The organism is Streptomyces sp. NPDC028314, from assembly GCF_055565795.1.
On record NZ_JBVHTP010000017.1, the window covers coordinates 80,871 to 104,652 of the forward strand.

Below are 23,782 nucleotides of genomic sequence, written 5' to 3' on the forward strand. Positions count from 1 at the left end.
CATGGGCACCGCGGGAGGCAAGGCCGTCACCGGCGGCAAGGGCATCGCGGGAGGCAAGGCCGTCACCGGCGGCGGCCCGGGGGTCCACGGTCACAGCGTCAGCTCCGAGCGGCGCCGGGGGTTCAGGCGGTCGCGCCAGGCGCCGGCGAGGCCGGCGATGGCCAGCGTCGGGACGATCAGCAGCAGCCCCGGGAAGAGGGTGGGCCACCAGTCGCCGGCCAGCAGCGAGCCCCGGGCGGTCTGCACGAGGTTGCCCAGGCTGGCCTGGTGGGAGGGCAGGCCGAGGCCGAGGAAGGACAGCGCGGACTCGTGCCACATCGCGTGCGGGATCATCAGTACGGCGGCGAGCCCGGCCTGGGGCAGCACACCCGGGACGAGGTGGCGGACGGCGACCCGCCACCGGGAGGCGCCGCCCGAGATCGCCGCGTCCACGAACGGCCGGGACCGCAGGGACAGGACCTCCGCACGGACGATCCGGGCGGTCGACAGCCAGTGGGTCAGCGCCACCGACACCACGACCGGCCACACCCCCGGGCGGAACATGGCCACGATGAAGATGCCCAGCAAAAGGTGCGGGATGGAGGACAGGGCGTCCACCGCCCGCATCACGAGCCGGTCGGTCCACCCGCCGAGCGCCCCCGCCGCCGCGCCGACCGCGGTCCCGATCACGGTGGCGACCAGGGCGGCGACCAGGCCGACCAGCAGCGAGACCCGCAGCCCGTAGACGCAGCGCAGCAGCAGGTCGCGGCCGACGTCGTCGGTGCCGAAGGGGTGTTCCCAGGAGGGCGGCAGGAGCTTTGCCGACAAGTCGACCGCCTGCTGGTCGAGTTGCGCGAGCGGCGGTACCAGCAGTACCGCCAGGGCGATCAGGGCGACGGTTCCCGCCGAGATCCGGACGCGGACGCCGCGCGTCGAGCGGCGGCCGGGCCGGCCGCGGGAACGCCAGGAGAGCTCAGCCATCGAAGCCCACCCTCGGGTCCGCGAGCCCGTACAGCAGGTCGGACAGCAGGTTCCCGGCGAGCACCGCCGCCGTGGCCAGCACGGTGAGGGCTGCGAGCAGCGGGAAGTCCACCGAGGTGGCGGCCGATACGGTGGCCGCGGCGATGCCGGGCCAGCTGAAGACGGTCTCCACCAGCAGCGCGCCGGTGATCAGCTCGGGCACCCGCGATCCGATCAGCGTCAGCATCGGGAGCATCCCGGAGCGCAGCGCGTGGCCGACCAGGACCCGCCGCTCGGCCACGCCCCGCGCACGGGCCCCTCGTACGGGGTCCTCCTCCAGCGCGTCGGCCACGCCCTGGCGTGCGTACAGGAAGAACCACGGCAGCTGCGAGATCCCGAGCACCAGTGCGGGCAGCACCAGATGGGCGGCGACCTGGCCGAAGGTGACCGAGTCGCCGGCCGCGTCCGTCAGCCCGCCGGAGGGCAGTACGCCGAGCCGCACGGAGAAGAACCAGATGGCCAGCAGCCCGAGCCAGAAGGCCGGGGCCGCCTCCAGGGTGTAGGCGAGCGCGGACACGATCCGGTCGAGGGGGCCGCCCTGCCGCCGGGCGGCGAGCACCCCGAGCGCCGTGCCCAGCAGCACCGCCAGCGCGAAGGCGCTGGAGGCGAGCAGCGCCGACCAGCCCACGCGCTCGGCGATCACGTCGGCGACCGGCTGCCGCATGACGGAGGAGGTGCCGAGGTCGCCGGTGAGCCCCGAGGTGAGCCACTCCCACCAGCGGGCCGTCAGGGGCTGGTCCACGCCGAGGTTGGCCCGCAGCTGGTCGAGTCCGGCCTGCGAGGCGGTGAGCCCGGCCGTGCCGGCGTACGCCTTGACGGGGTCGAAGGGGGACAGCGCGGCGACGGCGAAGACCCCGAAGGTGACGGCGAGCAGGACGGGGGCGGCGAACAGCGTCCGGCGCCCGGCCATGCGCGCCATCGGCCCCCAGGGGAGGCGGACGGAGCGGGAGGTCACTTGGTGGGGCTCACTTCTGCTTCGGCTTCCAGTTCTCGACGTTCCACCAGGGTCCGGAGCCGAGGCCGTGGTCGTGCGGCTCGACCTGGGTGGAGAGCCCGTCCCACTTGTCGTTCACCACGTACAGGTGGTCGATGTGGGTGAGGAAGACGTAGCCGGGGTTCTTCACCAGTTCGCGCTGCACGGTGTCGTACGCGGTCCTGCGCGCGGCCGGGTCGCCGCTCCGGCGCCCGTCCACCAGCGCCTGGTCGACGGTCTTGTTGTCGTACCGGGCCATGTTGTTGAAGCCGTCGCCCGCGAGCGAGGAGGTCAGCAGCAGGTACTGGTCGAAGTCGGGGTCGGCCGGGGAGCCGCCGCCCGCGAGGACGGCGTCGGTCTTCATCCGCGGCTCGATGACCTCCCAGGTGCCGGCTTCGGTCCTGACCTCGATGCCGGCCTTCTTGGCGTCGGAGGCGAAGGCGAGTGCGTGGTCCTGGCGGATCTTGTCGCCGGAGGTGTACCAGAGCGGGAAGGAGGCGCGGACCCCGTCCTTGGCGCGGATGCCGTCGTCGCCGGCCTTCCAGCCGGCGTCGTCGAGGATCTTCTTCGCCCGGTCGAGGTCGTGGTTGCGTTCCGTACCGGCGGTGAACCAGGGGCTGTCGGTGGGGACCGGGCCGTAGGCGGGCTTGCCCGCGCCCTCCAGGAGCTTGTCGACCATGGTCTTCCGGTCGACGGCGATGTCCAGAGCCTGCCGGACGGCCGTGTCGCCGGTGACCTTGTGGTGCGTCGGGAGGGTCACGTTGCGGTAGTCGAAGGTCCTGGCGGCGTAGGTCGTGCGCCCCTTCTCCCCGCCGAGGCCCTTCGCGAGGTTCGGCGGCAGGATCGCCGCGTCGAGCTCGCCGGAGCGCAGCCGGGTGGCGCGCACGTCGTCGTCCTTGATGACCGCCATGGTGAACTTCTTCACCGCCGGCTCGCCGCCCCAGTAGGCCGGGTTGGCCTTGAAGCTGAGCTTCTCGCCCCTGGACCAGCCGGTGAGGACGTACGGGCCGGTGCCGACGGGCCTGGTGGTGAAGTCGCCGCTGTTGACGTCCTGCCTGCCCGCGAGGTGTTCGGGGGCGATCGGCAGTACGGTCCGCTCGGCGAAGGGTGCGTAGGGGTACTTCAGCTTGAACACGACGGCGCCGTCGCCCTGCGCCTCGACGCCGTCGATCGCGTCGAGCTCGGTCTTGGAGGCGTTGTTCGTCTTGGCGTCGAGGATCGTCCGGTAGGTGAAGACCACGTCCTTGGCGCCGAAGGGCTGCCCGTCGCTGAACTTCACGCCCTGGCGGAGCCGGTAGGTGTAGGTGAGGCCGTCCGGGGAGACCTCCGGCAGGGCCTCGGCGAGTGCGGGCCGCAGCTTCATGTCCGCGTCGTGCGTGAGCAGTCCGTCGAAGATCTTGGAGTTGCCGTCCTTGCCGTAGCCGAGGAGCGGGCTGAGGGTCTCCGGCTCGGTCGCGATGCCGACGACGGCGGAGTCCGCGCCCGCGGATCCCGCCGGGCCGCCGGAGGGGTTGGAGCAGGCCGCCACGCCCGTGATGAGTGCGGCGGCCAGCGTCGCGCCGGCCACTCCCCGTGCTGTCCGGGCCGTCATGCTGTGCACATCCCTGTATTGCCGGTTTTCGTACTGCTTAAGATCAGCTCTTATTGCAAAGAGATCGCAATAATGCCAGACAGGACGAGAAGAGACGAAACCGGTCAGTTCGACGACCCCCGCCGCGGCCGGACCCCGCGCGGGCCACCGGGGTCTTGCCCGGCCACCGCAGCCCGTGCCATATATGTCTAGACCTTTACGAGCGAGCGGCGGAAGGCACCTCCCTTGCGACACCCCGCACGATCCTCGCGGCACCCGGGACGAGGCACCGCCCCCGCGCTCCCCCTCCGCCCGGCCCTCACCGCGCTCGCGGCCCTCGCCGCCCTCACGGCCTGCGCCCCGGGCGCCGACACCGATCCCCCGCACGCCCCGGCCGGCCTCACCGCCCAGGCGGGCAGCGCCACCTCCGTGCACGTCATGTGGCAAGTCGCCGCGGATTCCGACGGGGTGACCGGGTATCAGGTGTTCCAGGCCGGCCACCTGGTCCGCGACCTCCCGGCCGAGAAGACGATGGTGGACATCACCGGTCTGGCTCCGCAGACCTCCTACGCCTTCACGGTCCGGGCCAAGGACGCCGCCGGGAACCGCTCCCCCCTCAGCGCGCCCGCGCAGGTGACCACCCCCGCCGCCAAGGCCGAGGACCGCGGCGCCCCGTCCGCCCCGGCCACCGTCACGGGCCGCGCGGACGGAGCCCGGGCCGCCCGGCTGAACTGGACCGCGGCCACGGACGACACGGGCGTCACGGCGTACGACGTCTACCAGGGCGGCGTCCGGATCCACACGGCCGGCCCCGGCGAGAGCGGCACCACCCTGAGCGGGCTCCAGCCGGACACCCGCTACACCTTCACCGTCCGGGCCCGGGACGGCGCCGACAACTCCTCCCCCGACAGCCCGGCCGTGGAGCTCACCACGGCTCCCGACCCGGGCCAGGGGCCGGACACCGCACCGGCGGGGTTCACCGCGACCGCCTCCCCCGGCGCCGTCGACCTCTCCTGGACCGCCCCGGCGACCGGCCGGCGGACCGGTGAGTACCAGCTCTACGTCAACGGACAGCCGGTCACCGTCATCCAGTTCGGCGCCGGCGCCTCCGTCCCGTCCGGCGCCGGGCGCGTCGAGCACCGGGTCGCGGTCACCGAGCCCGCCGGTACGGTGTGGGCGGTGAAACTGCGCGCACGGCTGCCCGACGGCAACTGGGGAGCCTTCACCCCGGAGCTCCGCGTCGTTCTCGCGGGCTGAGACCGCACCCCCGCCACGGACGGGATCCGGCGGCGATCTGACCGAACGGCACTGCCGGATAAGGAGATCGCGCACAATACTTCCGTGTTCGGTGAGTACTCGGTCAACAACAATCAGCCAGATCCCGCAGGCAGCGGTCCTGGGCCAGACTCCGGTGCCGTGCCCGGAAACCTCCCGCCGGAATCGGCGGGCTTCGTCGGTCGGGGACGTGAACTGCTCGACCTCGAAGGCCTGTTGAGGGTCCGAAGGCTGATCACCCTGACCGGGGTGGGGGGCGTCGGCAAGACCCGCCTGGCGCTGCGGGCCGCCGCCGCGGCCGGCCGGGACCGGCCCGACGGGGTCTGGTGGGTGGAACTCTCGCCGCTGCGCGACCCCGGTCTGCTCAGCGCGACCGTGGCCCATGCCGTCGGGCTCGCGGACCACTCCGCACGCGCCCTCGACGAGGAGCTGTGCGCGTGGATGGCCGACAAGAACCTCCTGCTGGTCCTGGACACCTGCGAGCACCTGATCCCGGAATGCCGCCACCTGGTGGGTGAACTCCTCCAGTCCGCACCCGGGCTGACGGTGCTGACCACCTCGCGCGAGCCGCTCGGCAGTCCCGGCGAGCAGCTCGTCGAGGTCCGTCCACTGCCCTTCGAAGGGCCCGACAGCGACGCGCTCCTCCTCTTCCGCCAGCGGGCCGTCGCGGCGACCCCGCTGGCCGCCGCCGCCTTCGAGGACCCGGAACGGACGGCCGTCGCGGCCGAGGTGTGCCGCCGCCTGGACGGGATCCCGCTCGCCCTGGAACTGGCCGGTGCCCGGCTGCGGTTGTGGACCCTGGAGCAGATGGCGCAGCGGCTTGGCGCGCGGTTCGACGTACTGGCCGACACCAGCGCGGCGCGGCTCCCCCGGCACCAGACCATGCGCACCGCGATCGGCTGGAGCCACGAGCTGTGCGAGCCGGTGGAACGCCTGCTCTGGGCCCGGCTGTCGGTGTTCACCGGGGACTTCGACGTGGCCGCCGCGCGGGCGGTCTGCTCGGGCGGCCCGCTCCCCGCGTCGCGGGTGGAACGGGTGCTGGCGGGTCTGGTGGCCAAGTCCGTGGTCCGGCGCACCGAGGAGCGCGGGGCGGGGGCCCGCTACCGGATGCTGGACACGATCCGCGAGTACGGGCACGACTGGCTGGCGGAGCTGGACGAGGTCCGCACGGTCGCCGACCGGCACGCGCACTGGTACCTGGCGCTCGCCCAGGCCGCCGACCGGGGGTGGATGAGCCCGGGCCAGGTGGACTGGTACCGCAGGATGACCGCCGAGCACGCGCAGCTGCGTACGGCCTTGGAGCAGCTGCTGGATTCCGATCCGACGGCGGCGCAGGAGATGGCCGGGGCGCTCTGGTTCTTCTGGTTCGCGTGCGGGCACGTCCACGAGGGCCGGGCGTTCCTGGAGCGGTCCCTGCACGCGGGTCCGCACACGGGCGCCGCGTACACGCAGGCGCTGTGGGCACTGGGCCTGACGGCGCTGCTCCAGGGCGACCTGGACGCGGCCCGCAAGCTCGGCGAGGAGTGCACCCGCGCGGCGGACCGGCTGGCGGACCCGGAGCGGGAACTGCGCGCCGCCTATCTGCACGCGGTGGCGGTGATGATGCCGGGCGACTCCGCCCAGGCGCTCGGGCTGGCCGGCCCCCGGGCCCGGGCCGGCCACGGCGGCCGTGCGAGCGGGGCCGGGTGGCTGCTGTGCCGGCTGGCGACCGGCTTCGCCCTGTGCGACCTCGAACGCTTCGAGGAGGCCGCCGAGGAGGCGCGGGGTCTGCGCGAGGCGTGCACGGAGCTGGGCGAGCGCTGGCTGCGGGCGTACGCGGACTACATCCTGGCCATGGCGGCGCTGGGCCTGGGGCACCACGGTGAGGCGGCCCGGCACGTCAGGGCCATGCTGTCCGGCAAGCGCCTGCTGGGCGACCGTTTCGGCATCGCGCTCGGCCTGGACCTGCTCGCGGCGGCGGTGGCGGCCCTGGGCGACGGGGAACTGGCGGCGCGGCTGCTGGGCACCGGGCACGCCTGGTGGCGCACGGTGGGGCGGCCGCAGATGGGCGGCTCACCCGCGCTGACGGCCCTGCGCGACGAGGGCGAGCGGCAGGCCCGCGCGGCGATCGGCGACGCGGCCTACGAGACGGCCTTCCAGGGCGGCGCGGCGGCGGCCACCGGCTGACCGGCAGCCGGCGGACGCCCGGCACGACGAAGACTCGCCGCCGCGGGCCGGCGTTCCATCGGCTCCCGTCAGTACGGGAGGGGTCTGCCCGACGGTGTGCGCAGGTCCAGGTCTCGGGGTGCGGGCTTGGGGACGGGCTTGCGGATCAGCTGCTGGCGCATGCTGCCTCCTCGGCTCAGACCAGGGCCGGGCGGCGGGGTTCCACCGTGCGGCCGTCGGGGAGCAGTTCACCTGTGTCGTCGAAGACCACCGCGCCGTTGCAGAGCAGGCTCCAGCCCTGTTCGGGGTGGAAGGCCACCGTGCGGGCGGCGTCGTGATCGGCGCTGTCGGCGGTCGGGCAGGGGGGCTGGTGGGAGCACAAGGCGCACCTCCTCGCAGTGTGGGGCGGGAGGGCCGGTGGTCACCCGGTCGAATCCGCGATCCACGGTGGCGGTGAGTATTACTGATCGCCACCCCTGGACGGAACCCATATTCGTGGTCCAGTTCAGGGTGTGTATGCCCGATTACCATGCGCTCATGCCCGCTATCCGGATCGTTCACCGCACGACCCTCCAGCCGGCCGAGGCCTGGCTGCGGCTGACGGACTGGGAGCGCCACGGCGCACAGGTCCCCTTCACGCGGACGATCATCGAGACGCCGCCGCCGACGCACGTCGGGACGCTGTTCACGGCGCGCACGGGCGTGGGCAGGCTCACATGGGACGACCCGATGGAAGTCACCGTCTGGAAGCCCCCCGCGGAGGGCGCCGCGGGGCTGGTGCGCCTGGTGAAGCACGGCCGGGCCGTACGGGGCTGGGCGGAGATCGAGATCCGGGCCCTGGCGCCGTCCGGGACGGAGGTGCACTGGCGCGAGGAGCTGAGCCTGGGGGGCATCGGCCGCCTGCTCGACCCGCTCGTCCCGGTGGCGGGGCGCTTCCTCTTCGGGCGGGCCCTGCGCCGGTTGTTGGGGGCATGACGAATCCGGCTAGGGTGCCTTGATCACCGCTCCCGGTGACCGATCCGACTCGTTCGAGGGGACCTTCCGTGGCCACTCCGCCACCGGCGCAGCAGGGCACCGGCCCGCAGCACCAGAACAACCCGTACGCGCAGCAGCAGCCGCAGCCCGGCCACGGCAACCCGTACGCGCAGCCGCAGGCTCAGCCTCAGCCGGGGCACGGCAACCCGTACGCGCAGCCCCAGCCCGGCCAGGGCGGCGGCCCGTACGCGCAGCCGCAGCAGCCCGGCCAGGGCAATCCGTACGCCGCGACGGGCGTGCCCCAGCAGGGCGCTCCGTACGCCGCCCCGCAGCCCGTGCACCAGGGCGGCTACGGCTGCCGCCTGTGCGGGGCCCAGCCGGCCGCGCCCGGGACCGTCCGCGGCCACCAGGGCCTGCTCCTGATGATGCGGTTCCTGAGCACGGACGGGCCGTTCTGCCGCGACTGCGGTACGGCCGTCGTGCGGGACATGTCCGCGAAGACGCTGTGGCAGGGCTGGTGGGGTCCGATGTCGATGCTCATCACGCCGTTCACGGTGCTGCTGAACCTCGTCCCCTGGTCCGCCTTCCGGAAGCTCGCGGCCCCCTCGGGCGGGTTCCGGCCCCCGCTCGACCCGGGCAAGCCGCTGTACCAGCGGCCGCCGGCACTGATCATCGGCATCCCGATGGTGCTGGGCTTCCTGTCGCTCGCGGCGCTCTTCGTGATCGGCGTGGCGACGAGCTGACCCGGCCGTGCGACAGCGGTGCCCCCGCGGGAGGAAAGCCCGCGGGGGCACCGTCGCGTCCGGGAGCCGGCGCGCGCTAGCGGATCGGCATCCCCGAGAGGGTGCGGGCGATCACCAGCCGCTGGATCTCGCTCGTGCCCTCGAAGATGGTGTAGATGGCGCTGTCGCGGTGCATGCGCTCCACCGGGTACTCGCGGGTGAACCCGTTGCCGCCGAGGATCTGCACCGCCTGCGCGGTGACCTTCTTGGCCACCTCGCTCGCGAACAGCTTCGACATCGAGCCCTCCGCCGAGGTGAAGGGCTTGCCGGCGACCGCCATCCAGGAGGCCCGCCACACCAGCAGCCGGGCCGCGTCGATCTGGGTCCGCATGTCGGCGAGCTGGAAGGCCACGCCCTGGTTGTCGATGATCGGGCGGCCGAACTGGGTACGGGTCCTGGCGTAGTCCAGGGCCACCTCGTAGGCGGCGCGCGCGGTGCCGACGGCCATCGCGCCCACGGCCGGGCGGGAGGCCTCGAAGGTGGCCATGGCGGCGTTCTTCACCCTCTCGCCGCCCCCGGCGCGGGCCCGCTCGCGGGCCCGCGCGAGCCGCTCGTCCAGCTTCTCCTTGCCGCCGAGCAGGCAGGAGCCGGGGATCCGGCAGTCCTCCAGCACCACCTCGGCGGTGTGCGAGGCGCGGATGCCGTGCTTCTTGAACTTCTGGCCCTGGGAGAGGCCCGGGGTGTTCGGCGGCACGATGAAGGAGGCGTGCCCCTTGGTCCCGAGGTCGGGGTCCACCACGGCGACGACGATGTGGACGTTGGCGATGCCGCCGTTGGTCGCCCAGGTCTTGGTGCCGTTGAGCACCCATTCGTCCTTGGCCTCGTCGTAGACGGCGCGGGTGCGCATGGCCCCGACGTCCGAGCCGGCGTCGGGCTCGGAGGAGCAGAACGCCGCGACCTTCACGTCGTTCTGGTCCCCGTACATCTGCGGGATCCAGGTGCCGATCTGCTCCTCGGTGCCGTTGGCGACGACGCCGATGGCGGCCAGCCCGGTGCCGACGATCGACAGGGCGATGCCCGCGTCACCCCAGAAGAGCTCCTCCATGGCCATCGGGATGCCGAGGCCGGTCGGGTCGAAGAACTGCTGCGCGTAGAAGTCCAGGGAGTAGATGCCGACCTTCGCGGCCTCCTGGATGACGGGCCACGGAGTCTCTTCGCGCTCGTCCCATTCCGCGGCCGCGGGCCGGATCACGTCGGCGGCGAAGCCGTGGATCCAGTCGCGCACCTGCTTCTGGTCCTCGTTGAGCTCCATGGTGAACTCCGCCATGTCCCCTCCAGCTGTCTCATGCACGTGCAGTTACCAGTAGGCAGTTACCAGCGGTAACTAGATCAATGAACACAGTCTGTTACCGCCCGGTAAGCACTGTCAAGCGCGGCGGGGACCGGCCGCGGGGACGCCGCCGATTCGATGACCGGGGTGCGCGGGGTGTTACGTTGCGTGTGCGTCACGCACATCGCAAGGGCGGGGAGAGAAACACGTCATGGAGACCACTCAGCAGGCCGGGGAACCGGGAGCGGCCGAGCGCCGGCGACGGGAACTGCTCGAAGCCGCCGACCGGGTGGTGCTCAGGGACGGCCCGAAGGCCTCCATGAACGCCATCGCGGCCGAGGCGGGCATCACCAAGCCCATCCTCTACCGGCACTTCGGCGACAAGGCGGGCCTCTACCAGGCGCTCGCCGTCCGGCACACCGACGGGCTGCTCGACTCGCTGAGGGCCGCGCTCGACGCCCCGGCCGAGCGCCGCAGCCGCGTCGAGGCCACCCTGGACACCTACCTCGCCGCCATCGAGGCGCGTCCGCAGGTCTACCGCTTCCTGATGCATCCGGCCGAGGACTCGCACGCCGCCGAGCGCGGCTTCGACGTCGGCCTGCACTCGGCCCCGCTGCTGCGCCGCCTCGGCGAGGAGCTGGCCCAGGTCATCGGCGAGCGCGTCGACCTCGGCCCCGGCGGCGACCGGCTCGCCCGGATCTGGGGCCACGGCATCGTCGGCATGATGCACGCCGCCGGCGACTGGTGGCTCGGCGAACGCCCCTGTGACCGCGCGGAGTTGGTGGCCGGCCTCACCGACCTGCTGTGGGGCCGGCTGGCCACGGCCGGCAACCGCGAGGACGGCCCCGGCTTCTGAAGCCGGGGCCGCGGGTACGCCGGGCGCGGGGAGCTCCGGGGTTACGCCCCGGACCGCTCCAGCCGTACGAGCCCCTGGGCGCCCCACTGCGTCTTGCGGACGGCCCGCAGCAGCTTCCGGCCCCGCCAACCGGTGACCCGGTCCGCGTAGACCGTGCCGTCGAGGTGGTCGCACTCGTGCTGGAGGCAGCGCGCGAAGAACCCGGTCCCCTCGATCCGCACGGGCGAGCCGTCGGAGGTGACGCCCTCGACGACCGCACGGTCGAAGCGGACCGTGCCGGCCTCCAGGCCGGGCAGCGAGAGGCATCCCTCGGGGCCGCGGTACTCGTCGCCGTCGGCCGTCACCAGGCGGGGGTTGACGATGTGCCCGACGTGGCGGACGTCCTCGTCGTCGGGGCAGTCGTAGACGAACACGCGCTGCCCGACGCCGACCTGGTTCGCGGCCAGGCCGACGCCCTGGGCGGCGTACATCGTCGCGAACATGTCCTCGATCAGCCGGTCGAGGGGCGGACCGAATGCGGTGACCTCCGCGCAGGCGGAGTGGAGCACCGGATCACCCAGCAGGCTCATGGTGCGGACGAGTCCGGTGGTACCGGGGATGGGGCGCTGTCGCATGGCCGTAAGGGTACGACGGGCGAATATATGAGGGATCCGCGGCGCCCCTGGGGCGCCGCGGTCAAGGCTCCGGCCGGTACTGGATAGGCTGGGGCCGACCGACGCAAGGAGGACAAGGGACGATGGCAGGCAACACGGAGCCGCTTTCGCCGCGGGCCAAGCTGGCCGTGACGGCGGGCAAGGCCGCGGCGGCGGTGTCGCGGGCCGCGGGACGCGGAAGCGGATCGGTGATCGGTGGCAAGGTCGCACTCAGGCTCGACCCCGATCTCCTCGGCGCGCTGGCGCAGCATCTCGATGTCGTCCTCGTCTCCGCGACGAACGGCAAGACCACGACGACCCGGCTGATCGCGGAGGCCCTGCGGGCCAGCGGGCCGGTCGTCTCCAACGCCCTCGGGGCGAACATGCCGGCCGGCATCACTTCGGCGCTGGCCGGCGGCTCGGACGCCAAGTACGGCGTCATCGAGGTCGACGAGAAGTACCTGGCCGGAGTGGCCCGGGACGTCACCCCCAAGGTGATCGCCCTGCTGAACCTCTCCCGTGACCAGCTGGACCGCGCCGCCGAGACCCGCATGCTCGCGGAGAAGTGGCGCGAGGGGCTCCAGGGCTCCAAGGCGGTCATCGTCGCGAACTGCGACGACCCGCTGATCGTGTGGTCGGCCTCGTCCTCGCAGAACGTCGTGTGGGTCGCGGCCGGCCAGGAGTGGAAGGACGACGCCTGGTCGTGCCCCTCCTGCGGTGGCGTCATGCAGCGTCCGGGCGACGACTGGTTCTGCGGCGAGTGCGGTTTCCGCCGCCCCACCCCGAGCTGGGTGCTCTCCGGCGACCACGTGCTGGACCCGCACGGCAGCGCCTGGCCGATCCACCTCCAGCTGCCCGGCCGCGCCAACAAGGCGAACGCCGCCACCTCGGCCGCCGTGGCCGCCGTGTTCGGCGTCCCGCCGCAGGTCGCGCTGGAGCGGATGTACCAGGTGCAGGCCGTCGCCGGCCGCTACGACGTGGTCAGCTTCATGGGCCGCGAGCTGCGGCTGCTGCTCGCCAAGAACCCGGCGGGCTGGCTCGAAACGTTTTCGCTGATCGACCCGCCGCCGACCCCGGTGATCCTGTCGGTGAACGCGCGCGGCGCCGACGGCACCGACACCTCGTGGCTGTGGGACGTGGACTACCCGCGCCTGGCCGGCCACCCGATCTTCGTGATCGGCGACCGCAAGCTGGACCTGGCGGTCCGCCTGGAGGTCGCGGGCCTGGACTTCCGTGTCTGCGAGACCCTCGACGAGGCCGTGCAGCTGGCGCCGCCCGGACAGATCGAGCTGATCGCCAACTACACCGCCTTCCAGGACGTGCGCCGCCGCGTCGGCAACTAGTACCCACAGAGGACAAGAGCATGAGCGACAACAGCCTGCGTCTGGTCTGGGTCTACCCCGACCTGCTCAGCACCTACGGAGACCAGGGCAACGCCCTCGTCGTGGAGCGCCGGGCGCGCCAGCGCGGCCTGGACGTGCAGCGCGTGGACGTGCGCAGCGACCAGCCGATCCCCACCTCGGGCGACATCTACCTCATCGGCGGCGGTGAGGACCGGCCGCAGCGGCTGGCCGCGGAGCGCCTGCTGCGCGACGGCGGTCTGGAGCGGGCCGTCTCGAACGGGGCGATCGTCTTCTCGGTCTGCGCCGGGTACCAGATCCTCGGCCAGGAGTTCGTCAACGACATGGGCGAGCGCCAGCAGGGCCTCGGCCTGCTGGACGTGGTCACCGTGCGCGGCGAGGGCGAGCGGTGCGTCGGCGACGTCCTCGCGGACATCGACCCGCGCCTGGGCCTGCCCCCGCTGACGGGCTTCGAGAACCACCAGGGCGTCACGCACCTCGGGCCGACCGCCAGGCCCTTCGCCCGCACCCGGCTCGGCCGCGGCAACGGCACCGGGGACGGCACCGAGGGCGCGTACAACGACACGGTCTTCGGCACCTACATGCACGGCCCCGTGATGGCCCGCAACCCGCAGATCGCGGACCTGCTGCTGAAGCTGGCCCTCGACGTGAACGCGCTGCCGGCCATAGACGACCGCTGGTACGAGGCGCTGCGCGACGAGCGGATCGCGGCGGCCACGCAGCCCGCTTAACCCACAGGTCATGTGGCCGTCGGCCCGGATTCCCCCGAGGGATCCGGGCCGACGTGTGTTCGTACGACGAGTATGACCAGCATGTGGAGGATGGTTCAGTCCACCGGGGATCCGCTTGTAGGGTGACGGGTAGTTCCAACCGGACGACGTGGTCCGGTCGTCGGCCCACGTTGCAAAGGTTCTTCCTGCCATGCGCATTGGTGTGCTCACTTCCGGAGGCGACTGCCCCGGCCTCAATGCCGTCATCCGCTCCGTCGTGCACCGCGCCGTCGTCGACCACGGCGACGAGGTGATCGGCTTCCACGACGGCTGGCGGGGTCTGCTGGAGTGCGACTACCGCAAGCTCGACCTGGACGCCGTGAACGGCATCCTGGCGCGCGGTGGCACCATCCTCGGCTCTTCCCGGGTCCAGCCCGCGCATCTGCGCGACGGCGTGGAGCGGGCCCGCGGCCACGTCGAGGACCTCGGCCTGGACGCCATCATCCCCATCGGCGGCGAGGGCACCCTGAAGGCCGCGAACCTGCTCTCCCAGGGCGGCCTGCCGATCGTCGGCGTCCCGAAGACCATCGACAACGACATCGCGTCCACCGACGTCACCTTCGGCTTCGACACGGCCGTCGGGGTGGCCACGGAGGCCCTGGACCGGCTGAAGACCACCGCCGAGTCCCACCAGCGGGTGATGGTCGTCGAGGTCATGGGCCGGCACACGGGCTGGATCGCCCTGCACTCCGGCATGGCGGCCGGCGCGCACGCGATCGTCGTCCCGGAGCGTCCCTTCGACATCGACGAGCTGACCGCGATCGTCGGCGAGCGCTTCTCGGCGGGCAAGCGGTTCGCGATCGTCGTGGTCGCCGAGGGCGCCAAGCCGGCCGCGGGAAGCTCGATGGCCCTGGAGGAGGGCGGCACCGACATGTACGGTCACGAGCGGTTCGCCGGCATCGGCAACCGGCTCGCGGTCGAGCTGGAGGACCGCCTCGGCAAGGAGGCCCGTCCGGTGATCCTGGGCCACGTCCAGCGCGGCGGCACGCCCACCGCGTACGACCGGGTGCTCGCCACCCGCTTCGGCTGGCACGCGGTGGAGGCCGCGCACCGGCGCGAGTTCGGCATGCTGACCGCCCTGCGCGGCACCGACATCGTGATGGTGCCGCTCGCGGACGCCGTGCAGACCCTCAAGACGGTGCCGACCGAGCGCTACGAAGAGGCCCAGAACGTTCTGTGATGTTTCCCCCCGTTCCGACACCGCCCCCGGACGCTTCGGCGCCCGGGGGCGGCACTACTGTGGTGGGGCACCACGGGTCGAGGGAGTGAACAGATGGATCACAGCGGGCACGGCATGGACATGGACATGGACCTGCCGCCCTTCACTCTCGGACGGGGGCTGGAGTTCTCCTTCGACGGGTTCTTCCTCATCGGCTCCCTGCTGGGACTCGCCCTGTACGGATGGGGCGTCCTGAGGCTGCGCCGGCGCGGTGACGCGTGGCCGCTGGGCCGGACGGTCGCCTTCGCCGTCGGCGTGCTGACGGTCGTCCTGGTGATGTGCACCAAGCTGAACGACTACGGCATGGTCATGTTCAGCGTGCACATGGTCCAGCACATGGTGATCAGCATGATCACCCCGATCCTGCTGCTGCTGGGCGCCCCGATGACGCTGGCCCTGCGGGCGCTTCCGCCCGCCCCGCGCGGCCACAAGGGGCCCCGCGAGCTGCTGCTCATGCTGCTGCACAGCCGGTACATGAAGGTGATCACGCACCCGGCCTTCACGATTCCGATGTTCATCGCCAGCCTCTACGGCCTGTACTTCACCCCGCTCTTCGACTTCCTCATGGAATCGAAGACCGGGCACATCGCGATGATGGTGCACTTCCTGGCGGTCGGCGTCATCTTCTTCTGGCCGATCATGGGCGTGGACCCGGGCCCGCAGCGCCCCGGCTACGTGATGCGGATGCTGGAGCTCTTCGCCGGCATGCCCTTCCACGCCTTCTTCGGCATCGCCCTGATGATGGCGAGCGAGCCGATGATCAAGACGTACGCGCACCCGTCGGCCTCCCTGGGCATCGACGCCCTGCTCGACCAGCAGTGGGGCGGCGGCATCGCCTGGGCCTTCAGCGAGATCCCCTCGGTGCTGGTGCTGATCGCCCTCATCTACCAGTGGTACCACTCGGAGCAGCGGGCCGCGAAGCGCTCGGACCGGGCGGCGGACCGCAACGGTGACCAGGAGCTGGAGGCCTACAACTCCTATCTCGCCTCACTCCAAGCGCGTGGCCAGTAGCGGAGCACCGCCTTCTGGAGCCACCATGGGGCATGACCGGATCCGTTAAGACGATGGCCGTCATGACCTTCGCCGCCCTGGTGGCGATCGCCACGTACTCCGTGGCGATCGGCAGCAACGGCTGGCTGTGGTTCGCCTGGGTGGTGCTGGGTCTGCTGACCGCCGGAATGGCCGCTTCGCGCAGCACCTGAGCCCGGTGCGGCTCCCCCGGCGCCCTCCCTCCCCGCCCGTGCCCGGCCCCCGCCACGGACGCCGCCCCACGCGGTGCCCCGGGGACCTGCGGGCCGCTGTCCGGCGCCCTCCCCCGCTTTTCGGCCGGTTCCCGTCGGTCCCCGGATGAACCTCCGGCCGTGCCATCCGTTCTATCTGGCAGCGCAAGTCCATGCGTGCGCCGTGCCCATCCGGCACGGGTTGCGCCACACTGACCTGACTGCCAGGTGAAGGGAACTGCCCCGGTGTTCTACCACTTGCTCAAGCACGTGTTGCTCGGTCCACTGCTGCGGCTGCTGTTCAGGCCGCGGATCGAGGGTCTCGAGAACATCCCGCAGGAAGGCGCCGCGATCGTCGCGGGCAACCATCTGTCCTTCTCCGACCATTTCCTGATGCCCGCGATCCTGAAGCGGCGGATCACCTTCCTGGCGAAGGCCGAGTACTTCACCGGCCCCGGGGTCAAGGGGCGGCTGACCGCCGCCTTCTTCCGCAGCGCCGGGCAGATCCCGGTGGACCGCTCGGGCAAGGAGGCCGGCAAGGCGGCCCTGCGCGAGGGGCTAGCGGTACTGGCCAAGGGCGAGCTGCTCGGCATCTACCCGGAGGGCACCCGCTCGCACGACGGACGGCTGTACAAGGGCAAGGTCGGTGTGGCGTCGATGGCGCTCACCGCCGGGGTGCCGGTGGTGCCCTGCGCGATGGTCGGCACCTTCGAGATCCAGCCGCCCGGGCAGAAGATCCCGAAGATCCGGCGGGTCACGATCCGCTTCGGCCGTCCGCTGGACTTCTCGCGGTACGCGGGGATGGAGTCCGAGCGGGCCGTGCTGCGGGCCGTCACCGACGAGATCATGTACGCGGTACTCGGCCTGTCCGGGCAGGAGTACGTCGACCGCTACGCCGCCGAGGTCAAGGCCGAGGAGGAGCAGGCACGGAAGAAGGCCCGGCGCAGGACGCGCTAGGCCTTCTCCCGGTGCCTGTGTCCTTCGCCCGCACGCGTGCGTGCGGACGGGTTTCGTACGGAGGTTCCGCTTGCGGCCCTAGCGAACGGCCGGGAGCTCCTCACGCGCCGGGAGGTCCGCACCCGGGGCCTGGGCGAGCGACTTCGCGGCGGCCGGAGCGGGCGCGACGGGCGTGGCGTGCGGGGCGCACTTCACGTCCTTGGCGTCGACCTTGCCGGTGAGCAGGTAGGTGTCCACACGGGTGTTGATGCAGGGGTTCACCAGGCTGGTGACACCGTGCGAGCCCGCGTTCTGCTCGGTGATCAGGCGCGAGCCGGCCAGGCGGCGGTGCAGCGAGACCGCGCCCTCGTACGGCGTGGCCGCGTCGCGCTCGGACTGGACGATCAGGACCGGCGGCAGGCCGCGCTTGGCGCCGACCTCGATCGGGGTGCTCTGCTTGGACTTCCAGGTCGCGCAGGGGAGGTTCATCCACGCGTTGGACCAGGTCAGGAACGGGTACTTCTGGTGCAGCTTGGTGTTGTCCCGGTCCCACTTGGCCCAGCTGGTGGGCCACTTGGCGTCGGCGCACTCGACGGCGGTGTAGACGGCGTTGCCGTTCTCCGACGCGATGTTGCCCTGGATGTCGGTCATGTCCGGGGCGATCGCGTCGACCAGCGCCTGGGTGTCACCGGCGAGGTACTTGCTCCAGGTCTGGGCGACGGGCACCCAGGAGGTGTCGTAGTACGGGGCGCCCTGGAAGAAGCCGATGAGCTCGGCCGGGCCGACGACCCCGCCGATCGGGTTCGCCTTGGCGGTGGCGCGCAGCTCCTGGTACTTCGCCTCGACCTTGGCGCGGGTGTCGCCGATGTGGAAGACGGAGTCGTTCTTGGCGACCCAGTCCTGCCAGTCGTTCCAGCGGGTCTGGAAGGCCACGTCCTGGCCCAGGTTGGCCTCGTACCAGATGTTGTCCTGGTCCGGGTCGACCACGCTGTCGACGATCATGCGGCGCACGTGGGTCGGGAACAGGGTCGCGTAGACCCCGCCGAGGTAGGTGCCGTAGGAGACGCCGAGGTAGTTGAGCTTCTGCTCGCCGAGGGCGGCCCGGATGACGTCCAGGTCGCGCGCGGTGTTCGTCGTGGTCATGTGCGGCAGCATCTCGCCGCTGCGCTCCTTGCAGCCGTCCGCGTACTCGGCGGCGAGCTTGCGCTGGGCGCGCTTGTCGGCCTCGTTGGACGGGACCGGGTCGGCCTTGGGGGCCTTGACGAACTCCTGGGGGTCGATGCAGGAGATCGGCGCGGAGTGGCCGACACCGCGGGGGTCGAAGCCCACGAAGTCGTACGCCTTGGAGGTGTTGGTCCACAGCGGGCTCTTGGTGGTGACGCGGCGCGGGAAGCGCATGCCGGAACCGCCGGGGCCGCCGGGGTTGTAGACGAGCGCGCCCTGGCGCTCCTCCTTGGTGCCGGTGCTGCCGATCCGGTCGACCGCGAGCTCGATGGTCTTGCCGAAGGGCTTGGTGTAGTCGAGCGGGACCTTGACCCAGCCGCACTGGATCGGCTTCTCGAAGCCCCAGTCGGCAGGACAGTCCTTCCACTCGATCCCGGTACGGGCCGCGCGGGCGGCGGCGATCTGGACGCCGATCGCCTCGGCGGACCCGTTGTCGCGGCCGGCCGTGGCCGCCGAGGCGGACGGCGCCAGCAGCAGGCTCGCCGCCAGCGTGCCGGTGATCAAAGTGGCGGCGCTCCCCAGCGCCGCGGTGCGTATCACGTGGTTGTTCCCCCTGCGTATGTGCCGCCGTGGGCGGCCGGGTTCGGTCGGGTTCGGTCGTCGGCGTGCAGGGGGATCCTTGCGCCTGACCCGCACCGGACAACAGTGCGCGGTCCGGTTCTTTGCCAACCCGATAACCGGAAAGGTGTGTACCGCTGAGCGGTGTCCGGTTCGCCCCGGCTCTTCCTTCCTCTCACCAGCCGTAAGCCCGGCAGGCCCCGTCGAGCAGTTCGCGCAACCGGAGCGCGTCCGGGGCCAGGGCCGTCACCAGCACGGCCGGACCGCGGAGCGGGGTGACCGCGGCGAACTCACCGAGTACGGCGGCCTCGGGCGGAGCCTGCGCGAAGTCCGGGTCCACGACGAGCAGCTGACCGAGCGCCCGGTGGCCCGCGACCCCCGCCGGACCGTCCCAGCCGCCCGGGGCTCCCGGCCCGCAGGCCAGCTCCTGGTCCAGCAGCGGGCGGCCGCCCCGGGTGACGGTGAGCCGGCTGCACAGCAGGCCGGGCGCCTCCCCGGTACGGCCCAGCACCTGTTCCTCGCGCAGCAGGAGGCGGGCGGTGGGGGCCAGTTCGGCGCGGGTGGTGATCCGCAGATCGCTGCCGCGCACGGAGACCAGCGGCTCCGGCAGCCACCGCACCCGCGCCTCCTCGGCCAGCTCCAGCCGTACGTCGTACCGTGCGGGTTCCCCGTCCCGGCCGGGCAGTGCCAAGGTGGCCGCCGCCGAGCGGAGCCCGAGCCGGGCCCCCGGGCCGGCGCTCGCCTCGATCCTGAGCCGGTCCCCGCCGAGCGGCGCGCTCATCGCGCCGACCAGCATGACCCCGGCCTCGGCGCCCTCGCCCCGGACGCGGCGCAGCGCGAGGGGCCCTTCGCCGGCCAGGAGGGGCAGGGCGGTACCGCCGCGCCCGTCGGCGACGGCTCCGATCCGGGCGGTGGCGCGCAGGCCGGCCGCGGGGACGACCGGTGCGGTGGTCACCGTACGACCCAGGCGGCGATCCGCTCGCGCACCCAGTCGGCCACCGGCGCGACGCCCTCGGGGCCGCGCAGGGACTGGAAGGCGACGGGGAGTTCGCCCCGCTGCTCGGCGGCGTCGCGTGCCATCCGGTCCAGGTCGGAGCCGACGTACGGGGCGAGGTCGGTCTTGTTGACGATGAGCAGGTCGGCGGTGGTGACGCCGGGGCCGCCCTTGCGGGGGATGTCGTCCCCGCCGGCCACGTCGATGACGAAGATCTGGGCGTCGACGAGGCCCCGGGAGAAGGTGGCGGTGAGGTTGTCGCCGCCGGACTCGACGAGGATCAGGTCGAGCGGGGCGCTCTGCCGGAAGGCCTCCTCCAGTTCCTCCACGGCCTCCAGGTTGGCGGAGATGTCGTCGCGGATGGCGGTGTGCGGGCAGGCGCCGGTCTCCACGGCGGCGATCCGCTCGGGCGGCAGGACGGCCTCGCGCAGCAGGAACTCGGCGTCCTCGCGGGTGTAGATGTCGTTGGTGACGACGGCCATGGACAGTTCGGCGCGCAGCGCGCGGCAGAGTGCCGCGACGGTGGCGGTCTTACCGGAGCCGACGGGGCCGCCGAGTCCGACGCGCAGGGCCCGGCGCGTTCCGTCGGCGCGGAGGGGGGCGGCGCTGTGGGTGTGGCGGTGCGGATAGGTCACGCCCGGATCGAGGTGCATGGGGGCTCCTGGAGGTGGTGAGGTGGTGAGGTCGGGAGGACTCGGGGGCAGCTCGGGGGTTGCTCATGGCTGCTCAGGGCTGCTCAGGAGGCGAAGAGCCGTACCGGCCAGTCGGCATGGGCCTGCGCCGAGATGTCCAGCAGCGGCGAGGAGGCCGCGGGCAGCGCGTGGACCCCCTCCTCGCGGGCGAGCAGTGCGGCGCCCGCGGCCCGGGCGGACACCGCGTCGAGCTCGGGTGCGAGCCGGGCCAGTACCCAGCTCGCCTCGAAGGGGTCCAGGCCCAGCAGCCGCACCGTCGCGGTGGCGGGGCCGCTGACGCTCTCGTACGCCGCCACGTGCGCGGCGTCCAGGGGCCCGAGCCCGGCCGCCCGGGCCGTGACGCCGAGCACCACGGGCTGGTGGGCCCCGCGCGGGAACGCGTCGGCCAGGGCGTCCAGTTCGGCGGCGGGCCAGGTGGCCCGGGCGGCCCGCAGCAGCTGCCGGCCGAGCCGGCGCGCGGCGGTGCGCAGCGCGGGCGAGGGCGTGCGGGCGTCGGCCGCGTCGTCGAGCTCCGCCGGGTCGAGCCCGAGGGCGGCGGCCGCGGCGAGTCCGGCGGCGACGAGGCCGGCGGTGTGGAGCCGGCCCCGGCAGAAGTCGGCGAGGCTGTCGGCGTCGTGGATCCGGCCCGCCTTGCAGGCGGCCTCCGCCCCGCCGGAGTGGGCGTGACCCCCGGCAGGGAAGCGGCCGTCCGCGAGGACGAGCAGTGCGGCGAGGCTCATCAGAAGAGGAAGTATCTCTGGGCCATGGGCAGTTCCACGGCGGGTGCCGGCTCCACCACGTCCCCGTCGATGGTGACGGTGAACGTGTCGGCGTCCACCTCGACCCGGGGCATGGCGTCGTTGTTGCGCATGTCCGCCTTGCCCACCTTGCGGGTGCTCTCGATGGCCACGAACTGCTTGCCCAGTCCGAGCCGCTCGGGCAGTGCGTCGTCGAGCGCGGCCTGTGCCGTGAAGTTCAGCGAGTTCAGCGCGGGGGCGCGCCCGTGGCTGCCGAACATCGGGCGGGGCAGCACCGGCTGCGGGGTCGGGATGGAGGCGTTGGCGTCGCCCATCTGCGCGTAGGCGATCTGGCCGCCCTTGATGACGAGCTCGGGCTTGACGCCGAAGAACGCGGGGTTCCACAGCACCAGGTCGGCGAGCTTGCCGGTCTCGACCGAGCCGATCTCGCGGGCGAGGCCCTGGGCCACGGCCGGGTTGATCGTGTACTTGGCGACGTAGCGGCGGGCCCGGTGGTTGTCCGCGGGTCCGTCACCGGGCAGGAAGCCGCGCCGCTTCTTCATCACGTGGGCGGTCTGCCAGGTGCGCAGCACGACCTCTCCGACGCGGCCCATGGCCTGGGAGTCGGAGGAGATGATGGAGATGGCCCCGAGGTCGTGCAGTACGTCCTCGGCGGCGATGGTGGAGGGTCTGATCCGGGATTCCGCGAAGGCGAGGTCCTCGGGGACGGCCGGGTTGAGGTGGTGACAGACCATCAGCATGTCGAGGTGCTCCTCGACGGTGTTGACGGTGTGCGGCCGGGTGGGGTTGGTGGAGCTGGGCAGGATGTTGGGCTCGGAGACCACGGTGATGATGTCGGGTGCGTGCCCGCCGCCCGCGCCCTCGGTGTGGTACGAGTGGATGGTCCGGCCGTCGATCGCGGCGAGGGTGTCCGCGACGAACCCGGCCTCGTTCAGGGTGTCGGTGTGGATGGCGACCTGGGCGCCGGTCTCCTCGCAGACGCTCAGGCAGGCGTCGATGACGGCGGGGGTGGCCCCCCAGTCCTCGTGGATCTTGAAGCCGAGGGCTCCGCCGCGCAGTTGGGAGTACATGCCCTCGCGGGACATGGTGTTGCCCTTGCCGAGCAGGCCGATGTTGACGGGGTAGGCCTCCAGCGCCGCGAACATCCGGGCCAGGTGCCAGGGTCCGGGGGTGACGGTGGTGGCCTTCGAGCCTTCGGCGGGTCCGGTTCCGCCGCCGACCAGGGTGGTGATGCCGGAGGCGAGGGCCTCGTCGATGACGGTCGGGGAGATGAAGTGCACGTGCGCGTCGATGGCGCCGGCGGTGACGATCTTCCCGTTGCCCGCGATGATCTCTGTCTCGGGGCCGATGACGAGGGCGGGGTCCACCCCGTCCATGGTGTCGGGGTTGCCGGCCTTGCCGATGCCGCAGATGCGGCCGTCGCGGATGGCGATGTCGGCCTTGACGATGCCCCAGTGGTCGAGGACGACGACACCGGTGATCACCGTGTCGGGGGCGCCCTCGGCCCGGGTGGTGCGGGCCTGCCCCATGGACTCGCGGATGACCTTGCCGCCGCCGAACACGGCCTCGTCGCCGGAGCGTCCGGGCCCCCCGCTCAGGTCCTGCTCGATCTCCACGAAGAGGTCGGTGTCGGCGAGCCGGATGCGGTCCCCTGCCGTCGGCCCGAAGAGGTCGGCGTACACCTGGCGCGATACCTCAGCCATCGAGCGGCCCTCCGGTCTCCCCGCGCAGTCCCGGTACGGTGCGCAGTCCGCCCAGCGGTACGAGTTCCACCGCGACCGGGATGCCCGGCTCGAAGCGGACTGCGGTACCGGCGGCGATGTTGAGCCGGAGCCCGCGGGCGGCGGTGCGGTCGAAGTCGAGGCCGGGGTTGGCCTCGGCGAAGTGGTAGTGCGAGCCGACCTGGACGGGCCGGTCGGCGGCGTTGAGCACGGTGAGACGGGTGACGGGGCGGCCTTCGTTGAGGCGCACCGGACCGTCCCCGAAGCGGATTTCGCCGGGGATCATGTGCGTACTCCCCTTCAGACGATCGGATCGTGGACGGTGACGAGCTTCGTGCCGTCCGGGAAGGTCGCCTCGACCTGAACGTCGTGGATCATCTCGGGGATCCCCTCCATCACCTCTTCGCGGCCGAGGACGGCGCGGCCGGAGGCCATCAGTTCGGCCACCGTCCGCCCGTCACGGGCCCCTTCGAGGATGTGCGAGGTGATCAGGGCCAGCGCCTCGGGGTGATTGAGGCGCACCCCGCGCGCCTTGCGCTTCTCGGCCACATCGGCCGCCACGTGGATGAGCAGTCTCTCCTGCTCATGCGGTGTCAATTGCACACGTATCACCAAGCTTCCGGGACAAGATCAACATCGCGCCGGGGGCGACAGTAGTCGCCTTCAACGCTTTGTTGACCTGCGCATATCCGTGCCAAGCATGTCTTGCCCAACGCAGAGAGAGGCTTTCCGTCCCGATCACCGCCGCTTTGCCGGTCCGTGGGTGATCATTGGGGAAAGGACCACGGACGCCAACACTAGGGCCCGTAGTTTTCCGCCGAGTTAACCCACGTTTCGAGCAGGCACCCGGTTCAACTCCGGGACGGCCTCTGC

General features: G+C 72.2%; 24 protein-coding genes. 11 read left to right on the forward strand and 13 right to left on the reverse strand.

What is annotated here, in order from left to right; translation table 11 throughout:
- Nucleotides 1-90: 90 nt before the first annotated feature.
- Genes ACZ4TG_RS32040 through ACZ4TG_RS32050 form a run of 3 tightly spaced genes read right to left on the reverse strand, consistent with a single transcriptional unit; the run spans nucleotide 91 to nucleotide 3,563 of the window.
- Nucleotides 91-960, reverse strand: a complete 870-nt coding sequence (locus ACZ4TG_RS32040; RefSeq protein ID WP_468169630.1) for an ABC transporter permease — start codon at nucleotides 958-960, stop codon at nucleotides 91-93.
- Nucleotides 953-1,918 carry an ABC transporter permease gene (locus ACZ4TG_RS32045; RefSeq protein ID WP_468169942.1) on the reverse strand — a complete coding sequence of 322 codons (966 nt, stop codon included), beginning with the start codon at nucleotides 1,916-1,918 and terminating at the stop codon, nucleotides 953-955. Before ACZ4TG_RS32045 ends, ACZ4TG_RS32040 begins: the two co-directional genes overlap by 8 nt.
- Before the next feature lie 46 nt (nucleotides 1,919-1,964).
- Nucleotides 1,965-3,563, reverse strand: coding sequence for an ABC transporter substrate-binding protein (locus ACZ4TG_RS32050; protein WP_468169632.1), 1,599 nt, complete (start codon nucleotides 3,561-3,563; stop codon nucleotides 1,965-1,967).
- A gap of 225 nt (nucleotides 3,564-3,788) precedes the next feature.
- Here ACZ4TG_RS32050 and ACZ4TG_RS32055 point away from each other — a divergent pair, with 225 nt between their 5' ends.
- Entirely contained in the window at nucleotides 3,789-4,799 is a 1,011-nt protein-coding gene (locus ACZ4TG_RS32055; protein ID WP_468169635.1) for a fibronectin type III domain-containing protein, read from the forward strand.
- Nucleotides 4,800-4,958: 159 nt separating this feature from the next.
- Entirely contained in the window at nucleotides 4,959-6,983 is a 2,025-nt protein-coding gene (locus tag ACZ4TG_RS32060) for an ATP-binding protein (RefSeq protein ID WP_468169638.1), read from the forward strand.
- A 175-nt stretch (nucleotides 6,984-7,158) separates the two neighbouring features.
- On the opposite strand, the gene ACZ4TG_RS32065 is transcribed toward ACZ4TG_RS32060, so the two are convergent.
- On the reverse strand, nucleotides 7,159-7,344 hold the full coding sequence (locus ACZ4TG_RS32065; protein WP_468169641.1) for a DUF5999 family protein: 186 nt from the start codon (nucleotides 7,342-7,344) through the stop codon (nucleotides 7,159-7,161).
- 155 nt (nucleotides 7,345-7,499) lie between these two features.
- Here ACZ4TG_RS32065 and ACZ4TG_RS32070 point away from each other — a divergent pair, with 155 nt between their 5' ends.
- Nucleotides 7,500-7,937, forward strand: coding sequence for an SRPBCC family protein (locus tag ACZ4TG_RS32070; protein ID WP_468169644.1), 438 nt, complete (start codon nucleotides 7,500-7,502; stop codon nucleotides 7,935-7,937).
- 68 nt (nucleotides 7,938-8,005) lie between these two features.
- A complete protein-coding gene (locus ACZ4TG_RS32075) occupies nucleotides 8,006-8,680 on the forward strand; it encodes an LppU/SCO3897 family protein (protein WP_468169647.1) in 675 nt (224 codons plus the stop codon).
- Nucleotides 8,681-8,756: 76 nt separating this feature from the next.
- Here the strand turns inward: ACZ4TG_RS32075 and ACZ4TG_RS32080 are convergent, their stop codons facing one another.
- Nucleotides 8,757-9,986, reverse strand: a complete 1,230-nt coding sequence (locus ACZ4TG_RS32080) for an acyl-CoA dehydrogenase family protein (RefSeq protein WP_468169650.1) — start codon at nucleotides 9,984-9,986, stop codon at nucleotides 8,757-8,759.
- Between the two features lie 214 nt (nucleotides 9,987-10,200).
- Between ACZ4TG_RS32080 and ACZ4TG_RS32085 the strand changes: the two genes are divergently transcribed.
- Entirely contained in the window at nucleotides 10,201-10,845 is a 645-nt protein-coding gene (locus tag ACZ4TG_RS32085; protein ID WP_468169653.1) for a TetR/AcrR family transcriptional regulator, read from the forward strand.
- Between the two features lie 41 nt (nucleotides 10,846-10,886).
- On the opposite strand, the gene def is transcribed toward ACZ4TG_RS32085, so the two are convergent.
- The gene (gene def, locus ACZ4TG_RS32090) at nucleotides 10,887-11,459 is read right to left on the reverse strand and encodes a peptide deformylase (RefSeq protein WP_468169656.1); all 573 of its coding nucleotides are present in this window, start codon (nucleotides 11,457-11,459) and stop codon (nucleotides 10,887-10,889) included.
- A 122-nt stretch (nucleotides 11,460-11,581) separates the two neighbouring features.
- On the opposite strand from def, the gene ACZ4TG_RS32095 reads away from it, so the two are divergent.
- The 6 genes from ACZ4TG_RS32095 (at nucleotide 11,582) to ACZ4TG_RS32120 (ending at nucleotide 17,004) form a co-directional block, all read left to right on the forward strand.
- Entirely contained in the window at nucleotides 11,582-12,820 is a 1,239-nt protein-coding gene (locus ACZ4TG_RS32095; protein ID WP_468169659.1) for a MurT ligase domain-containing protein, read from the forward strand.
- 20 nt (nucleotides 12,821-12,840) lie between these two features.
- The gene (locus ACZ4TG_RS32100) at nucleotides 12,841-13,569 is read left to right on the forward strand and encodes a type 1 glutamine amidotransferase (protein WP_468169662.1); all 729 of its coding nucleotides are present in this window, start codon (nucleotides 12,841-12,843) and stop codon (nucleotides 13,567-13,569) included.
- Nucleotides 13,570-13,759: 190 nt separating this feature from the next.
- Complete coding sequence (locus ACZ4TG_RS32105; protein WP_468169665.1) at nucleotides 13,760-14,788, forward strand: 6-phosphofructokinase; 1,029 nt, start codon at nucleotides 13,760-13,762, stop codon at nucleotides 14,786-14,788.
- A gap of 93 nt (nucleotides 14,789-14,881) precedes the next feature.
- On the forward strand, nucleotides 14,882-15,838 hold the full coding sequence (locus ACZ4TG_RS32110; RefSeq protein WP_468169668.1) for a cytochrome c oxidase assembly protein: 957 nt from the start codon (nucleotides 14,882-14,884) through the stop codon (nucleotides 15,836-15,838).
- A 32-nt stretch (nucleotides 15,839-15,870) separates the two neighbouring features.
- Nucleotides 15,871-16,029 carry a hypothetical protein gene (locus ACZ4TG_RS32115; RefSeq protein ID WP_468169670.1) on the forward strand — a complete coding sequence of 53 codons (159 nt, stop codon included), beginning with the start codon at nucleotides 15,871-15,873 and terminating at the stop codon, nucleotides 16,027-16,029.
- A 264-nt stretch (nucleotides 16,030-16,293) separates the two neighbouring features.
- On the forward strand, nucleotides 16,294-17,004 hold the full coding sequence (locus ACZ4TG_RS32120; RefSeq protein ID WP_468169672.1) for a lysophospholipid acyltransferase family protein: 711 nt from the start codon (nucleotides 16,294-16,296) through the stop codon (nucleotides 17,002-17,004).
- Nucleotides 17,005-17,082: 78 nt separating this feature from the next.
- On the opposite strand, the gene ACZ4TG_RS32125 is transcribed toward ACZ4TG_RS32120, so the two are convergent.
- The 7 genes from ACZ4TG_RS32125 to ACZ4TG_RS32155 form a co-directional block, all read right to left on the reverse strand.
- Nucleotides 17,083-18,747, reverse strand: coding sequence for an alpha/beta hydrolase (locus tag ACZ4TG_RS32125; RefSeq protein ID WP_468169675.1), 1,665 nt, complete (start codon nucleotides 18,745-18,747; stop codon nucleotides 17,083-17,085).
- Nucleotides 18,748-18,940: 193 nt separating this feature from the next.
- Nucleotides 18,941-19,720, reverse strand: a complete 780-nt coding sequence (locus ACZ4TG_RS32130; RefSeq protein WP_468169678.1) for an urease accessory protein UreD — start codon at nucleotides 19,718-19,720, stop codon at nucleotides 18,941-18,943.
- Nucleotides 19,717-20,412, reverse strand: a complete 696-nt coding sequence (gene ureG / locus ACZ4TG_RS32135) for an urease accessory protein UreG (RefSeq protein ID WP_468169681.1) — start codon at nucleotides 20,410-20,412, stop codon at nucleotides 19,717-19,719. The genes ACZ4TG_RS32130 and ureG overlap by 4 nt, the downstream gene beginning before the upstream one ends.
- Before the next feature lie 83 nt (nucleotides 20,413-20,495).
- A complete protein-coding gene (locus ACZ4TG_RS32140; RefSeq protein ID WP_468169684.1) occupies nucleotides 20,496-21,170 on the reverse strand; it encodes an urease accessory protein UreF in 675 nt (224 codons plus the stop codon).
- Complete coding sequence (locus tag ACZ4TG_RS32145; RefSeq protein ID WP_468169687.1) at nucleotides 21,170-22,891, reverse strand: urease subunit alpha; 1,722 nt, start codon at nucleotides 22,889-22,891, stop codon at nucleotides 21,170-21,172. Before ACZ4TG_RS32145 ends, ACZ4TG_RS32140 begins: the two co-directional genes overlap by 1 nt.
- Nucleotides 22,884-23,195, reverse strand: coding sequence for an urease subunit beta (locus ACZ4TG_RS32150; RefSeq protein ID WP_468169690.1), 312 nt, complete (start codon nucleotides 23,193-23,195; stop codon nucleotides 22,884-22,886). The genes ACZ4TG_RS32145 and ACZ4TG_RS32150 overlap by 8 nt, the downstream gene beginning before the upstream one ends.
- A gap of 14 nt (nucleotides 23,196-23,209) precedes the next feature.
- Complete coding sequence (locus tag ACZ4TG_RS32155) at nucleotides 23,210-23,512, reverse strand: urease subunit gamma (protein WP_468169693.1); 303 nt, start codon at nucleotides 23,510-23,512, stop codon at nucleotides 23,210-23,212.
- Between the last annotated feature and the right edge of the window lie 270 nt (nucleotides 23,513-23,782).